Genomic DNA, 14732 nt, shown 5'->3' with positions numbered 1-14732 from the left:
TTTATGCTGCTCAATTTTGTTTTATTGCGCTAAAGACATTCACGACGGATCGTCTTCTGCCAGAACCGGATTTTCCACGTCTTCCGGCAGCTGGACCGATTCATCCACGGTGATTTCCGCTTCCACCGTCAGTTTCCCAGGCGACACGCTGCTCGTGCCTTTCGGCTTTTTCAGTTCCGCTTCCACCGTCATATCGGTCGGCGTGATGACACCGGCATTAACTTCGACGACAAATTCCGTCAACGCATCCACCACTGCCGGTGGACCTGAAATCTTCACGGTTTCACTGGACGGCGTCAGTGAATCGATCGTAACACCTGTCTGAGGCTCACCGTTCTCTTCAATCGAGACGGGCACTTCTTTGCTGTACTCTTCAATATCCACGGCCACTTCGACCACTTCAGGTTCAATCGTCACGTTTTCGAGCTTCGTCAAATCATTGGCAAGAACCCGGACCCGCGCTTCCGTAGTAAAGGAATCGTCCAGTCCCGCTTCCCCCGTAACGGTCGCTTTCACAAAACTGATGGCATCAATGACGCTCTTCGGCCCGGTAACAGCCACCGTCTTCGGCTCAGCAGTTATGCCTTTCAGCACAAATCCTTCCGCCAGCAAACGCTCATTAATTTCCGGATCAATCCGGAATTCCTGGGTCACCCGCTCTTCAATCGTAATATCAATAAAAGCGGGAGAAATCTGCACACGCAGTTCTTCCGATAAATTCTCTGTCTGGATCGGCACTTGGTGCTCCCCAAGCGTCAAATTGCGCAAATCCACGAACAGCGTGAAATCCTTCAACTGACGTGTTGTCTGGACAATGCTTGTGGGACCTGAAATCGTCAAATCGACGGTCTCAGGCAATCCGCTGACCATTAAGTTCGTATCATCATAGAAAACTTCCAATGCCACATCTTCTATCTCTTCCGTTACAGTTCCGCTGCCAGCCGAATCGACTGCCTCATCGCCGGACTTCACCGTGAAAAACAGAAGAAAGGCTAATAGAAGGGCCATAATCCGCAAAAACCAAGGGTTGTCCATCATTTTATCCATTCTTTTTCCCCCTCCAATTCCAACGGGAAGAGTCGGCTGCCTGTTGTTCTGCGCCAAACCAGATGCGGCGCAATTTCACTTCGAAATCTTCCAATGACAGATTGCGGTGCAAATCACCGTTCGCCGTTAAGCTGATCGCTCCGGTTTCCTCCGACACAATGACCGTAATCGCATCCGTCACTTCACTGATTCCAAGCGCTGCCCGGTGCCGCGTCCCCAGTTCTTTTGAAATGAACGGGCTTTCCGACAAAGGCAGGTAGCAGGCGGCTGCCGCTATCCGGTTTTTCTGGATGATCACAGCTCCGTCATGCAAAGGCGTATTCGGGATAAATAAATTAATGAGCAACTCTGACGTAATGTCTGAGTTCATTGGGATTCCAGTTTCGATATATTCACTCAATCCCGTTTCACGTTCAATCGAAATAAGCGCACCGATGCGGCGTTTCGCCATATAACTGACCGATTTCGACATCGCATCAATTAAACGGCCCCGTTCCGATTCCTCATTCAACTGGCTGCTCGAAAACAGCTTCCCTCGCCCTAACTGTTCCAATGCACGGCGCATTTCAGGCTGGAATATGATGATAATGGCCAAGAATCCCCAATTCAATACTTGCTGCATAATCCATCCAAGCGTTTCCAAATTGAGTGCCTGGGTAATCAGATACGCAATAATGATAAAGAAGATTCCTTTTAACAATTGGACGGCTTTCGTCCCTTTAATAATCGTGATCAATTTATATACAACGAACCATACCAATAAAATATCAATGACATTCACTAAAAGTTCGAGTGGTGTTTGGTCGGTTAAATTCTCCAAAAACGGCATCTGCAACCCTCACTTTTCAACATCTGCATATCTAATAGTATAGCATAATCAAATCACGCCTGCCTTGCTTGGAGGGGTTCTAAAACGTATAAACTCTCTTCAAAATTTTTACAATGCGGACGATACAACCCATTTCCGAATAATTTGGCCCACGCTATTTCCGTTGCCTTCCCAAACAGCCAAACTTTTCTCCCGCAATCCGCAGTCAACTGCAGCTTTCTTTTTTATTTTCCCATTAAAAAAACTCCATAAGCCGATTTCACTGGCTTACAGAGTTGTCTCTTTATTCTTCCGTATCTTCGCTGCCGCTAAAAATAGTGGCCGCTTCTTTCACGCCTGATTTGATCTGATACCAAAGCCATTCGAAAGCACGGTCGATTTCTTCAATCTCCCCGGTGATGACACCACTTGATGCCATATACTTGCCGTTGACGATGGTTACGTCTCCGCGCAGTTCACCTTCGACCCGGATGTCTCCGTTCCGGACGGTGATATCCCCTGTCACGACTTGCCCTTCCGGCACGACCACCGTTTCACCCTCCACTACCAGGTTTTCCTGTTTTGTGAAGGCAAATTGCTGATCGTCATTGAAGTTCGTGAACAAGGCCGCGCTCATCAAAATACAGAACAGCGCTGCAGCCGTCAAAATCGGATTTTTGCGGAACCAGCGTTGGACGCCGCCGCGTTGGCTTTGTTTCGGCAGCCGCTGCATCGTCTTTTGGACAAAATCGGCAGGTGCCTGTATATGAGATGCACTTTGGACAAATGCAATCGTTTTGGTCAGTTCATGGTATTGCTTTCGACAATCGATGCAGCTTTCTAAATGCGCCTTCAAAACGGCTTCGTCGGCAGCATTTATATCCCCATCTAAATAATCATCCATATACTGAATGATGTTCTCCGGACACGTATTCATCGTGCTCGCCTCCTACAAATTGCTCAATTGCTTCCGAAGAGCTTCTCGTCCCCGGTGTATCCGCGTTTTCACGGTCCCAAGCGGCAAATCCAAAATCTCGCTGATTTCCGCCAGCGGCAATTCTTCAATGTACTTTAATACAATAGCGGCACGGTACTTATCTGGCAAGCGGCTGATCTCGTATTGCACACGTTCCTGGACTTCCATCCGCATCAGCTCTTCTTCAGGCAGCTGATCATCGCTTGCAATAGAGGAGTACATATCCAAGCCTTCCGTTCCGCGCACCTCCGCATCCAGATGGTAATCCGGCTTTTTCTTGCGGATCCGGTCAATGCATAAATTCGTCGCAATGCGGTAAAGCCATGTCGAAAATTTACGCTGCTGATCGAACGTATGAAGATTGACGTAAGCACGCATAAACGCTTCTTGCGCAATGTCTTCCGCTTCATGCTTGTTGTTCAGCATACGGTAGCAGATTTGATAAAGCTGGTGCTGATACAGCTCAACGATTTCGGCGAATGCGTTCTGATCGCCTTTTAACACTTTTTTTATTCGTTTATTGACTAACGCATCCATAATCTCATTTCCCTCCGCCTATGCGGCTGTCTTTTATATACGGACTAGATTCCAAAAGGTTTCAAATTAAATTTTCTTTTTTACAAATCTCTTTCTATCGTATCAAAGTTTACCCATTTAAATCCATGAAATTTTGTGACTCTTTCCGATATAAAAGCTTTTGGCAATAAAAGACTCATTTCTGCCCATAAAAAAACAGGCTTTCGCCTGCTTTTCGCTCGTTTATACTAATTTTTCACCAAACAGCGAACCGATTAATGCGACCGCTACATCCGCCGTCCGGTTCTTTTCGTCTAGAATCGGATTAACTTCAACAAATTCAGCAGAAGTGATGATGCCTGAGTCAAATAATAATTCCATTGCCAAGTGGCTTTCACGGTAAGAGATTCCTCCTGGAACCGGTGTGCCAACCCCTGGCGTGTACAAAGGATCGATGCCATCAAGGTCAAGCGATAAATGCACAGCGTCTGTCCGGCGCTCTTCTTTCAAGTACTGGATAGCATCTGCAATGACTTCATTCATGCCCATTTTATCGATTTCGTGCATGCTATATACACGGATGCCGCGCTCTTTGATCAATTCCCGCTCTCCCGGGTCGACCGAACGCGCTCCGATGATGACAATGTTTTCCGGTTTCACTTTTGGCGAATAGCCGCGGATGTGCGTCAATTGCTCATGCCCAAGCCCGAAGCTTGCAGCAAGCGGCATGCCGTGGATATTGCCGGATGGCGATGTGTCGCTCGTATTCATGTCTGCGTGCGCATCGTACCAAATGACGCCAAGATTTTCATGGCGTTCTGAAATTCCTGCAAGCGTTCCGATTGCAATACTATGGTCGCCACCTAGAACTAATGGGAAGTTTCCAGCTTCCGCCACTTCAAAAACTTTTGCGCCCAGCGCTTCCGTTGCTTCTGTAATCACTTTCAAATTGCGCAGATTCGTGTTTTCTTCCACTGAACCGTCCGCCTGCCCGATTTGGATGTCCCCTTCATCCTTCACCGTATAGCCAAGTTCCTCGATGCGTTCGACCACCCCTGCGTAGCGGATGGCACTTGGCCCCATGTCGACGCCGCGGCGATTTTGCCCGTGGTCCATTGGTACACCGATAATCGATACATTCTTTTTATTCATGATTTTATTCCCCCTTAACAAGATGCATTCATTGTAACTGCTAAAGGGGGCTTGGCTCAACCGCACAAAATCACGTATATTTATTCAACTTTTTCAACAATTCTTTTTCCACTTCCGGCCATTCGCGATCGATAATGGAATAGACCACAGCATCTCTCGGTTTGCCCGTAGACCGGATCCGCTCATTGCGCAGCACCCCTTCTTTTACTGCGCCGATGCGTTCCAATGCTTTCTGTGAACGGATATTTTCCGCATCTGTCTTGAATTGCACACGAATCATGCCGCGTTCTTCAAAACAATAGTGGAGAAGCGCCAATTTCACTCGGGTATTCACATGTGTGCGCTGTGCCGATTCTGCATAGAACGTCGATCCGATTTCACAGCTTTTATTCGTTTCATCGATTGCATAGATGCGGGTTGTCCCGATAATTTCCGACGTTTCCGGGTTCTCGACGGCAAAGATCAACACGTTGGACTGGTTCAGCCCGGATGCAAGCCACGCTTCTAACTGCTCAAAAGTTTCCACTTTCGTCAGCATGTGTTCGAAAATCCCCGGGGTATACAATTCCCAAAGCGCTTCAAAATCCTCTCTCTTCAATAAACGCAAACGAATGCCTGGCTCTTCGATTATCATTTCTTTTCCTCCTAACTAAAATAGACGGATTGGATCCGCTGCAAAAATTCCTGTTCGAGCTCGCCCATCTCTTTCGCTAAAAAATAGGTCGATACTTTAGACAATGGAAACAAGTCAAAATGGGCATCCATCAAGCGTCCTTCAATCAATTCCCGCCGCACCATGGATCTCGGCAGAAACGATACGCCGAGCCCTTCCTGGATAAACCTTTTTACGATATGTGCCTGTGTCACTTTCATCGTCCGGATTCCCGTCACTTGCAAGCGCAATTTCAGCAGCAATTCTTCCCAAAATACCGGATGGTGATGAGTAAACAAAAATGAAGATTGAAGCATCGCTTCGGCTGAAACAGTCGGTCCACTTTCATCGTCATAGGCGTCTCTCGGCAAAATGAATAAGAGTGGATCGTCGTAGACAATTTCATGGAGAATATTCCTACGCACCGGCGGCAAGGCAGAAATTCCCGCTGAAACTTCTCCTTTTTCTACCAAGTCCTCGATTTTCTCGGATTCTTCGACCTGTATGACCAGTTCAATATCCGGATGATTCAATGTGAAGGATTTTAAGATATACGGGAGAACCGTCTCAGCCATTAACGGAGAAATAGCCAACCGCCATTTCTGACGATATCCTTGTGCAAAGGCATGCAGTCCGTCAACGCTCACCTCCACTTGCGCTAAAATTTTTATTGCTTCACCGAGAAAATGGCGCCCTTCATCGGTAAGTTCTACCCGATTCCTTTCCCGCTTAAATAGAAGTATTCCTAGACTCTCTTCTAACAAGCGGATGTGTACGGTCACATTGGGCTGTGACATCAACAAACGTTCAGATGTCTTTCTGAAGTTCAAGGTCTCTGCCGCATCCACAAAAGTTTTTAACCAAGAAAGTTCCATAATTGCCTCCTTTCTCGATTAATAATTTGAATTGTTTTAATTATATATCTTTAATTTTTATAATCAATACAGCGAGGTATGATAAAAGAAAAGGAGGAGAAGGAACATGTTCCAAAAAGGCTTAAAAGGTGTAGTAGCGGTCCAGACAGGCATTGCATCTGTCGACGGGGATAAAGGGGAATTACGCTATCGCGGAAAATTAGTGCATGAAGTGATCAAAGGAAAATCATTTGAAGAAACGGCTTATTTCTTATGGCATGGGCATAGCGCAAGCGCTGCAGAACTTGAAGACTGGGAAGCTTCTTTCATTAAATACCGGAAAGTACCGGAACACATCTTGGAAATCGCGAAATTGCTGCCAAAAGAAGCCCCTATCATGGACGGGCTGCGTACTTTACTTTCAGCTTATAGCCAACAAGAATTTTCACGTACAACTCCTGAGCAACAAGCGTTATCTCTCGTTTCAGTCTTTCCGGTTTTAACGGCTTTACTCTACCGCTTACAGCAAGGACTCCCACCCATCGATGCTCGGGAAGATTTGAACCACACGGCCAATTATTTATGGATGTTAAAAGGTACAGAGCCGACAGCTGCCCAAATTGAGGCATTGGAAACTTATTTAAAATTGACCATGGAGCACGGCATGAACGCCTCCACTTTCGCCGCACGGGTGACGGTTTCTACCGAATCGGATATGGTGTCAGCCATCACATCAGCGATCGGAACGATGAAAGGCCCCTTGCATGGCGGCGCTCCTTCTGGTGTCATCGATCTGTTGGAAGAAATCCAATCTCCCGAACGAATTGAACCCGTCATTGCCCATAAACTTGATGAAGGAGAGAAAATCATGGGGTTCGGCCATCGCATTTACCGGACAGAAGATCCGCGTTCCATTTTATTGCGTGAAACTTGTTTGGCACTCGCAGGCGAAGACCCTTGGCTCGATTTAGCTGTATCTGCAGAACAGAAAATCATCCGCTTGCTGAATGAACGAAAACCAGGGCGTGCCCTTTACACAAACGTTGAATTTTATGCAGCTGCCATTATGCGCTCGATTGATATGCCACCGACTTTATTCACACCCACTTTCAGTGTCGCTCGAATAGTCGGCTGGACTGCCCACGTACTCGAACAGCAGCGGGACAATGTCATTTTCCGGCCGCAATCCGAATACATTGGAAACTAACTAAAAAAGGTTCTCCGTCAAATGTTGGGGTGAGGTGAAATCTTCCTCACTCTAACCAACGTGAACTCCCATATTCTTATACTTGTGTGTCAGTAGTATTTTGGCGCGGGCGCGTTCGAAATTCTGAAAGCCGAACGCGTTCCGCTTAATCACTTTTGTCAGGTTATTGATGCCTTCCAAGAAACCATTGGAATACTTGAACGAGAAGCTGTTCAAGATTTCCGTCTGCCAGTTTCGGAAGGTGCCCATGGCTTTCTGGAACTCGGGAATGCCCGCTTGTTCCACCAGCCGATAAAATTCCAGCAACGCTTCTTTGGTCTTGAGGATTTCCTCGGGATCTCTTTTTTTGCTTGCCTGAAACCACGTGCAATACGCTTCCTTCAGTTCGTATGCTCGTTTGAGCTCCTCATCCATTTCAAGATACCGCTTCAAGTACCAACGGTCCTTTTCGGTTAACTTCTCACTGTTTTTGTAAAAGACGTAGCGCATCCGTTTGCCTTTTTTGCGGTCATAGTCGTTCCAACTTTTCTGCACGCGTCTGCGGACCGCGTCCAGCGCCCAGTAAATGTACCGGCAGAAGTGGAAGCGATCGGCGATGATCACCGGTTTGCCGAGTGCTTTTTTGACCGCGGCTTTAAAGGAATGGCTCATGTCCATGACGACGATTTCCACCGCAGCTCCGTGCTGTTGGAGATACTGTTTGATCGTCTCTTTTTTCCGGTTGGGCAGGATATCGATCGGTTCTCTCGTTTCGCCATCGGCGATAATCAGTTGGTACTTTCCTTCGCGGGTGTCGCCTTTGTATTCGTCGATGGCGATCACACGCGGTAATTTTGCGGTTTCAGTAACTTCCTGGAGCGCCACCAGATCGAAACGCCGAACGATGGTCGAAGCGGAAGCGCCGTATTGTCCGGCCACTTCCTTGAACGTTTTCGCCTTGACGCTGCGCACATGAACCGCTTGGTTCCACTCTTTTGAGAACCGTTGATAGCGGCCGATGAATGAATTCTGTTCGGCGAATTTCTTGCCGCACGCCCCGCATACGTAGCGTCTCTTCTTATAGAAAAGGTAAGTCTGGCGTTCAAACCATTTCAGGTGTTTGATCTTTTGGATCCGGTAATCGTGGACACGCCGGGTCTTCTCCTGGCAACGCGGGCAACGGTGTGCCTTCACTTCCAACTCCACATGCAGGGCCACCCGGTCCTCCACTTGTTCCATCTTCATGATTTTCACATCTTCTAATCCGGGAAATTTCATGGTAAAATTCAAGTGCACGCATCTCCTCTTCTTTACTTGTTATTCGACATTTCAAGTATAAAAGAATTTGGAGATTGCGTGTCTTTTTTTGGGCCGAATTGTTTCAACACCCCAACAATTAGTGTAGAACCCTAAAAAAAACCCGTCTCCAAGTTAATGGAAACGGGTTTTTACACATGGATAGTACAAATACACATGGAACAATGGAGCCTAGGGGGCTCGAACCCCTGACCTCGACACTGCCAGCGTCGCGCTCTCCCAGCTGAGCTAAGGCCCCGCGCTGAACAGGCGCAGGAAAAAATAAAAATGAGCCATGAAGGATTCGAACCTTCGACCCTCTGATTAAAAGTCAGATGCTCTACCAACTGAGCTAATGGCTCGAAAAAAAATGGCTGGGGTACCTGGATTCGAACCAGGGCATGACGGGATCAAAACCCGTTGCCTTACCGCTTGGCTATACCCCAAAGATAAAACTGGTGGTGGGGGGCAGATTCGAACTGCCGAACCCGAAGGAGCGGATTTACAGTCCGCCGCGTTTAGCCACTTCGCTACCCCACCGAGAAGAATGGTGGAGGATGACGGGATCGAACCGCCGACCCTCTGCTTGTAAGGCAGATGCTCTCCCAGCTGAGCTAATCCTCCACGAAAATCAAAATTTATTTCTATAAATTGTTTTTAAAAAACAATTTGGTGACCCCTACGGGATTCGAACCCGTGTTACCGCCGTGAAAGGGCGGTGTCTTAACCGCTTGACCAAGGGGCCAATATAAATAGTATAACAGTCTCTCACCAATCTACAAAACCTTATGGAAATCAAAAAGCTTCCAACCGGGTTCGAACCGGTGACCTCTTCCTTACCATGGAAGCACTCTACCTGCTGAGCTATGGAAGCAAGGTAAAAGATTCGTTGCGGTAAAAAAAACATAGAATAGCCCAGCGACGTCCTACTCTCACAGGGGGAGACCCCCAACTACCATCGGCGCAAAAGAGCTTAACTTCCGTGTTCGGGATGGGAACGGGTGTGGCCTCTTTGCCATCATCACTGGACTATTTTTTTCAGAGTGACTTGTTCACTCAAAACTGGATATTCGACATTGAATACAGGAAACGCGCGCTTCAGAAAGCCATTTTGGTTAAGTCCTCGATCGATTAGTATTCGTCAGCTGCACGTGTCGCCACGCTTCCACCTCGAACCTATCTACCTCATCGTCTTTGAGGGATCTTACTTGCTTGCGCAATGGGAAATCTCATCTTGAGGGGGGCTTCGTGCTTAGATGCTTTCAGCACTTATCCCGGCCACACATAGCTACCCAGCGATGCCCTTGGCAGAACAACTGGTACACCAGCGGTGTGTCCATCCCGGTCCTCTCGTACTAAGGACAGCTCCTCTCAAATTTCCTGCGCCCGCGACGGATAGGGACCGAACTGTCTCACGACGTTCTGAACCCAGCTCGCGTACCGCTTTAATGGGCGAACAGCCCAACCCTTGGGACCGACTACAGCCCCAGGATGCGATGAGCCGACATCGAGGTGCCAAACCTCCCCGTCGATGTGGACTCTTGGGGGAGATAAGCCTGTTATCCCCGGGGTAGCTTTTATCCGTTGAGCGATGGCCCTTCCATGCGGAACCACCGGATCACTAAGCCCGTCTTTCGACCCTGCTCGACCTGTACGTCTCGCAGTCAAGCTCCCTTGTGCCTTTACACTCTGCGAATGATTTCCAACCATTCTGAGGGAACCTTTGGGCGCCTCCGTTACTCTTTAGGAGGCGACCGCCCCAGTCAAACTGCCCGCCTGACACTGTCTCCCACCCCGATCAGGGGTGTGGGTTAGAATTTCAATACAACCAGGGTAGTATCCCACCGACGCCTCCTCCGAAGCTGGCGCTCCGGGCTCAAAGGCTCCTACCTATCCTGTACAAGTTGCACCAAAATTCAATATCAGGCTACAGTAAAGCTCCACGGGGTCTTTCCGTCCTGTCGCGGGTAACCTGCATCTTCACAGGTACTATAATTTCACCGAGTCTCTCGTTGAGACAGTGCCCAGATCGTTACGCCTTTCGTGCGGGTCGGAACTTACCCGACAAGGAATTTCGCTACCTTAGGACCGTTATAGTTACGGCCGCCGTTTACTGGGGCTTCAGTTCGCACCTTCGCTTGCGCTAAGCACTCCCCTTAACCTTCCAGCACCGGGCAGGCGTCAGCCCCTATACGTCACCTTACGGTTTTGCAGAGACCTGTGTTTTTGCTAAACAGTCGCCTGGGCCTATTCACTGCGGCTCTCTCGGGCTATTCACCCTACCAGAGCACCCCTTCTCCCGAAGTTACGGGGTCATTTTGCCGAGTTCCTTAACGAGAGTTCACTCGCTCACCTTAGAATTCTCTTCTCGCCTACCTGTGTCGGTTTGCGGTACGGGCACCTCCCGCCTCGCTAGAGGCTTTTCTTGGCAGTGTGAAATCAGGGACTCGAGGATGAATCCTCTTGCCGTCACAGCTTAACGTATCAGGAATGGGATTTGCCTCATTCCACGCCTCACTGCTTGGACGCGCACAACCAACGGCGCGCTCACCTTATCCTTCTGCGTCCCCCCATTGCTCAAACGGCGGGGAGGTGGTACAGGAATATCAACCTGTTGTCCATCGTCTACGCCTATCGGCCTCGACTTAGGTCCCGACTGACCCTGAGCGGACGAGCCTTCCTCAGGAAACCTTAGGCATTCGGTGGACGGGATTCTCACCCGTCTTTCGTTACTCATACCGGCATTCTCACTTCTAAGCGCTCCACCAGTCCTTCCGGTCTGACTTCAACGCCCTTAGAACGCTCTCCTACCACGGACCTCAGATGAGGTCCATCCACAGCTTCGGTAATCCGTTTAGCCCCGGTACATTTTCGGCGCAGTGTCACTCGACCAGTGAGCTATTACGCACTCTTTAAATGATGGCTGCTTCTAAGCCAACATCCTGGTTGTCTAAGCAACGCCACATCCTTTTCCACTTAACGGATATTTGGGGACCTTAGCTGGTGGTCTGGGCTGTTTCCCTCTTGACTACGGATCTTATCACTCGCAGTCTGACTCCCAATCATAAATCACTGGCATTCGGAGTTTGTCTGAATTCGGTAACCCGGGATGGGCCCCTAGTCCAAACAGTGCTCTACCTCCAGGATTCTAAACGATTGAGGCTAGCCCTAAAGCTATTTCGGAGAGAACCAGCTATCTCCAGGTTCGATTGGAATTTCTCCGCTACCCACACCTCATCCCCGCACTTTTCAACGTGCGTGGGTTCGGGCCTCCAGTAAGTGTTACCTTACCTTCACCCTGGACATGGGTAGATCACCTGGTTTCGGGTCTACAACTGCATACTCATTCGCCCTATTCAGACTCGCTTTCGCTGCGGCTCCGCCTTCTCAGCTTAACCTTGCATGCAATCGTAACTCGCCGGTTCATTCTACAAAAGGCACGCCATCACCCATTAACGGGCTTTGACTACTTGTAGGCACACGGTTTCAGGATCTGTTTCACTCCCCTTCCGGGGTGCTTTTCACCTTTCCCTCACGGTACTGGTTCACTATCGGTCACTAGGGAGTATTTAGCCTTGGGAGATGGTCCTCCCGGATTCCGACGGAATTTCACGTGTTCCGCCGTACTCAGGATCCACTCGGGAGATCCGAACCTTTCAGCTACAGGGCTGTTACCTTGTCTCGCGGACCGTTCCAGGTCGCTTCGCTTAAATTCGAATTTTGTAACTCCACAATGAGTGTCCTACAACCCCAAGAGGCAAGCCTCTTGGTTTGGGCTGTTCCCGTTTCGCTCGCCGCTACTCAGGGAATCGCATTTGCTTTCTCTTCCTCCAGGTACTTAGATGTTTCAGTTCCCTGGGTCTGCCTTCTCATGTGCTATGTATTCACACATGGATACCGCCCCATTAAAGGCGGTGGGTTCCCCCATTCGGAAATCTCCGGATCATCGCTCACTTACAGCTCCCCGAAGCATATCGGTGTTAGTGCCGTCCTTCTTCGGCTCCTAGTGCCAAGGCATTCACCGTGCGCCCTTTCTAACTTAACCAAGTGGTTTGTTAAAAAGTGGATCCCAATTGGGATCGTGCTTGCATGAATTGCTTGTTTTCATTTGTTTCAATGTCGTTTTATCCAGTTTTCAAAGAACAAGTTTGAAGTCACAAAACAGGCTCACGCCTGAAGGGTGAACCTTCAAAACTGAACGCAAAACGTCAACACAAGATCCGGAGATCTTGTTTCCGAATAAATCCTTAGAAAGGAGGTGATCCAGCCGCACCTTCCGATACGGCTACCTTGTTACGACTTCACCCCAATCATCTGTCCCACCTTCGGCGGCTGGCTCCACTAGGGTTACCCCACCGACTTCGGGTGTTACAAACTCTCGTGGTGTGACGGGCGGTGTGTACAAGGCCCGGGAACGTATTCACCGTGGCATGCTGATCCACGATTACTAGCGATTCCGGCTTCATGCAGGCGAGTTGCAGCCTGCAATCCGAACTGAGAACGGTTTTCTGGGATTGGCTCCCCCTCGCGGGTTGGCTGCCCTTTGTACCGTCCATTGTAGCACGTGTGTAGCCCAGGTCATAAGGGGCATGATGATTTGACGTCATCCCCACCTTCCTCCGGTTTGTCACCGGCAGTCACCTTAGAGTGCCCAACTGAATGCTGGCAACTAAGATCAAGGGTTGCGCTCGTTGCGGGACTTAACCCAACATCTCACGACACGAGCTGACGACAACCATGCACCACCTGTCACCGCTGTCCCCGAAGGGAAAGCCTTGTCTCCAAGGCGGGCAGCGGGATGTCAAGACCTGGTAAGGTTCTTCGCGTTGCTTCGAATTAAACCACATGCTCCACCGCTTGTGCGGGCCCCCGTCAATTCCTTTGAGTTTCAGCCTTGCGGCCGTACTCCCCAGGCGGAGTGCTTAATGCGTTAGCTGCAGCACTAAGGGGCGGAAACCCCCTAACACTTAGCACTCATCGTTTACGGCGTGGACTACCAGGGTATCTAATCCTGTTTGCTCCCCACGCTTTCGCGCCTCAGCGTCAGTTACAGACCAGAAAGTCGCCTTCGCCACTGGTGTTCCTCCACATCTCTACGCATTTCACCGCTACACGTGGAATTCCACTTTCCTCTTCTGCACTCAAGTTCCCCAGTTTCCAATGACCCTCCACGGTTGAGCCGTGGGCTTTCACATCAGACTTAAGGAACCGCCTGCGCGCGCTTTACGCCCAATAATTCCGGACAACGCTTGCCACCTACGTATTACCGCGGCTGCTGGCACGTAGTTAGCCGTGGCTTTCTGGTGAGGTACCGTCAAGGTACCAATAGTTAGTTGGTACGTGTTCTTCCCTCACAACAGAGTTTTACGATCCGAAAACCTTCGTCACTCACGCGGCGTTGCTCCGTCAGACTTGCGTCCATTGCGGAAGATTCCCTACTGCTGCCTCCCGTAGGAGTCTGGGCCGTGTCTCAGTCCCAGTGTGGCCGGTCACCCTCTCAGGTCGGCTACGCATCGTGGCCTTGGTGGGCCGTTACCCCACCAACTAGCTAATGCGCCGCGGGCCCATCCTGCAGTGACAGCAGAAACCGTCTTTCCGTGAAGCCTCAGGAGAGGCCTCAAACTATTCGGTATTAGCACCGGTTTCCCGGAGTTATCCCGATCTGCAGGGCAGGTTGCCCACGTGTTACTCACCCGTCCGCCGCTAAACGCTTGGAGCAAGCTCCAAGTGTTCCGCTCGACTTGCATGTATTAGGCACGCCGCCAGCGTTCGTCCTGAGCCAGGATCAAACTCTCCATTATAGAGTAGTATTGATTGCTCAATGCTGGCGCATCGCCGCCTCCGAAAAGACGCGCGATTCGCTTTGATCTGGCTAAGCCTGATCAGTAATCTTTTGCTCGACTGCTTGCGCAGCCTTCGCAAATTCTCGTACTCGCGATAAACGCTCGTATCGAGTATTCGTTGACGTTTTGCTGTTCAGTTTTCAAGGTTCATGTTGCCGCCGTTATTGTTTGTGTTGTTCGTTGTTGCTTGGCGACTTTTATTATATTAAAGCATGTTTATATTCCTGTCAACACTTTTGAAAAACTTTTTACCGAAGTTCTTTTTTTGTTTTCTTCATTCTTGAATTCACTTCACCAAAACCCTATTGCACCGCGATTCCAAGGAATTTCAATCAGCGATTTTAATAACCGAATGAGCGTGATTTTTGGAAGTAATACTTTTCTGAAATTTTATTTGTTGGC

The 14732-nt window shown here is 49.3% G+C and carries 9 protein-coding genes, 7 tRNA genes and 3 rRNA genes; 1 reads left to right on the top strand and 18 read right to left on the bottom strand.

Annotated elements, in window-relative coordinates; genetic code table 11:
* Positions 1 to 39: 39 nt before the first annotated feature.
* The 7 genes from AC2EXB_RS00955 to AC2EXB_RS00925 all read right to left on the bottom strand — a co-directional run bounded on the left by AC2EXB_RS00955 (position 40) and on the right by AC2EXB_RS00925 (position 6026).
* On the bottom strand, positions 40 to 1047 hold the full coding sequence (locus tag AC2EXB_RS00955; RefSeq protein ID WP_483603026.1) for a CdaR family protein: 1008 nt from the start codon (positions 1045 to 1047) through the stop codon (positions 40 to 42).
* Positions 1040 to 1876 (bottom strand): diadenylate cyclase CdaA, encoded by an 837-nt coding sequence (cdaA, locus tag AC2EXB_RS00950; protein ID WP_235197831.1) that lies wholly within the window; start codon positions 1874 to 1876, stop codon positions 1040 to 1042. Before cdaA ends, AC2EXB_RS00955 begins: the two co-directional genes overlap by 8 nt.
* Positions 1877 to 2159: 283 nt before the next feature.
* The gene (locus AC2EXB_RS00945; RefSeq protein ID WP_483603024.1) at positions 2160 to 2792 is read right to left on the bottom strand and encodes a zf-HC2 domain-containing protein; all 633 of its coding nucleotides are present in this window, start codon (positions 2790 to 2792) and stop codon (positions 2160 to 2162) included.
* 12 nt (positions 2793 to 2804) lie between these two features.
* Positions 2805 to 3368: an RNA polymerase sigma factor SigW gene (gene sigW / locus AC2EXB_RS00940; RefSeq protein ID WP_235197829.1), complete on the bottom strand. Its 564-nt coding sequence runs from the start codon at positions 3366 to 3368 to the stop codon at positions 2805 to 2807.
* A gap of 222 nt (positions 3369 to 3590) precedes the next feature.
* On the bottom strand, positions 3591 to 4499 hold the full coding sequence (gene rocF, locus AC2EXB_RS00935) for an arginase (RefSeq protein ID WP_483603022.1): 909 nt from the start codon (positions 4497 to 4499) through the stop codon (positions 3591 to 3593).
* A gap of 70 nt (positions 4500 to 4569) precedes the next feature.
* Positions 4570 to 5133: a GNAT family N-acetyltransferase gene (locus AC2EXB_RS00930; protein ID WP_483603020.1), complete on the bottom strand. Its 564-nt coding sequence runs from the start codon at positions 5131 to 5133 to the stop codon at positions 4570 to 4572.
* 11 nt (positions 5134 to 5144) lie between these two features.
* The gene (locus AC2EXB_RS00925; protein ID WP_483603018.1) at positions 5145 to 6026 is read right to left on the bottom strand and encodes a LysR family transcriptional regulator; all 882 of its coding nucleotides are present in this window, start codon (positions 6024 to 6026) and stop codon (positions 5145 to 5147) included.
* A gap of 106 nt (positions 6027 to 6132) precedes the next feature.
* Here AC2EXB_RS00925 and AC2EXB_RS00920 point away from each other — a divergent pair, with 106 nt between their 5' ends.
* Positions 6133 to 7212, top strand: coding sequence for a citrate synthase/methylcitrate synthase (locus AC2EXB_RS00920; RefSeq protein WP_483603016.1), 1080 nt, complete (start codon positions 6133 to 6135; stop codon positions 7210 to 7212).
* Between the two features lie 51 nt (positions 7213 to 7263).
* Here the strand turns inward: AC2EXB_RS00920 and AC2EXB_RS00915 are convergent, their stop codons facing one another.
* The 11 genes from AC2EXB_RS00915 to AC2EXB_RS00865 form a co-directional block, all read right to left on the bottom strand.
* The gene (locus AC2EXB_RS00915; protein WP_483601356.1) at positions 7264 to 8487 is read right to left on the bottom strand and encodes an ISL3 family transposase; all 1224 of its coding nucleotides are present in this window, start codon (positions 8485 to 8487) and stop codon (positions 7264 to 7266) included.
* Between the two features lie 186 nt (positions 8488 to 8673).
* Positions 8674 to 8746, bottom strand: a tRNA-Ala gene (locus AC2EXB_RS00910).
* A gap of 30 nt (positions 8747 to 8776) precedes the next feature.
* A tRNA-Lys gene (locus tag AC2EXB_RS00905) sits at positions 8777 to 8849 on the bottom strand.
* 9 nt (positions 8850 to 8858) lie between these two features.
* Positions 8859 to 8933, bottom strand: a tRNA-Gln gene (locus AC2EXB_RS00900).
* Between the two features lie 10 nt (positions 8934 to 8943).
* A tRNA-Tyr gene (locus AC2EXB_RS00895) sits at positions 8944 to 9027 on the bottom strand.
* An 8-nt stretch (positions 9028 to 9035) separates the two neighbouring features.
* Positions 9036 to 9111 (bottom strand) — tRNA-Val (locus AC2EXB_RS00890).
* Positions 9112 to 9157: 46 nt separating this feature from the next.
* Positions 9158 to 9232: transfer RNA gene (locus AC2EXB_RS00885), tRNA-Glu, on the bottom strand.
* Positions 9233 to 9288: 56 nt separating this feature from the next.
* Positions 9289 to 9361 (bottom strand) — tRNA-Thr (locus AC2EXB_RS00880).
* Positions 9362 to 9400: 39 nt separating this feature from the next.
* A 5S ribosomal RNA gene (rrf, locus tag AC2EXB_RS00875) occupies positions 9401 to 9516 on the bottom strand.
* A gap of 82 nt (positions 9517 to 9598) precedes the next feature.
* Positions 9599 to 12532: ribosomal RNA gene (locus AC2EXB_RS00870) — 23S ribosomal RNA — on the bottom strand.
* Between the two features lie 206 nt (positions 12533 to 12738).
* A 16S ribosomal RNA gene (locus tag AC2EXB_RS00865) occupies positions 12739 to 14288 on the bottom strand.
* Together the 16S, 23S and 5S rRNA genes with 7 tRNA genes alongside form the textbook arrangement of a ribosomal RNA operon.
* Between the last annotated feature and the right edge of the window lie 444 nt (positions 14289 to 14732).

Source organism: Planococcus alkaliphilus, assembly GCF_057031095.1.
The sequence above is the reverse complement of the archived record's forward strand: the minus strand, read 5'-3'. Positions and strand labels throughout refer to the sequence as shown.

What these genes read in the sequence shown, in the direction of transcription:
- AC2EXB_RS00955 (WP_483603026.1), bottom strand. Translation starts at nt 1,047, where the DNA reads ATGGATAAAATGATGGACAACCCTTGGTTTTTGCGGATTATGGCCCTT.
- cdaA (WP_235197831.1), bottom strand. Translation starts at nt 1,876, where the DNA reads ATGCCGTTTTTGGAGAATTTAACCGACCAAACACCACTCGAACTTTTA.
- AC2EXB_RS00945 (WP_483603024.1), bottom strand. Translation starts at nt 2,792, where the DNA reads ATGAATACGTGTCCGGAGAACATCATTCAGTATATGGATGATTATTTA.
- sigW (WP_235197829.1), bottom strand. Translation starts at nt 3,368, where the DNA reads ATGGATGCGTTAGTCAATAAACGAATAAAAAAAGTGTTAAAAGGCGAT.
- rocF (WP_483603022.1), bottom strand. Translation starts at nt 4,499, where the DNA reads ATGAATAAAAAGAATGTATCGATTATCGGTGTACCAATGGACCACGGG.
- AC2EXB_RS00930 (WP_483603020.1), bottom strand. Translation starts at nt 5,133, where the DNA reads ATGATAATCGAAGAGCCAGGCATTCGTTTGCGTTTATTGAAGAGAGAG.
- AC2EXB_RS00925 (WP_483603018.1), bottom strand. Translation starts at nt 6,026, where the DNA reads ATGGAACTTTCTTGGTTAAAAACTTTTGTGGATGCGGCAGAGACCTTG.
- AC2EXB_RS00920 (WP_483603016.1), top strand. Translation starts at nt 6,133, where the DNA reads ATGTTCCAAAAAGGCTTAAAAGGTGTAGTAGCGGTCCAGACAGGCATT.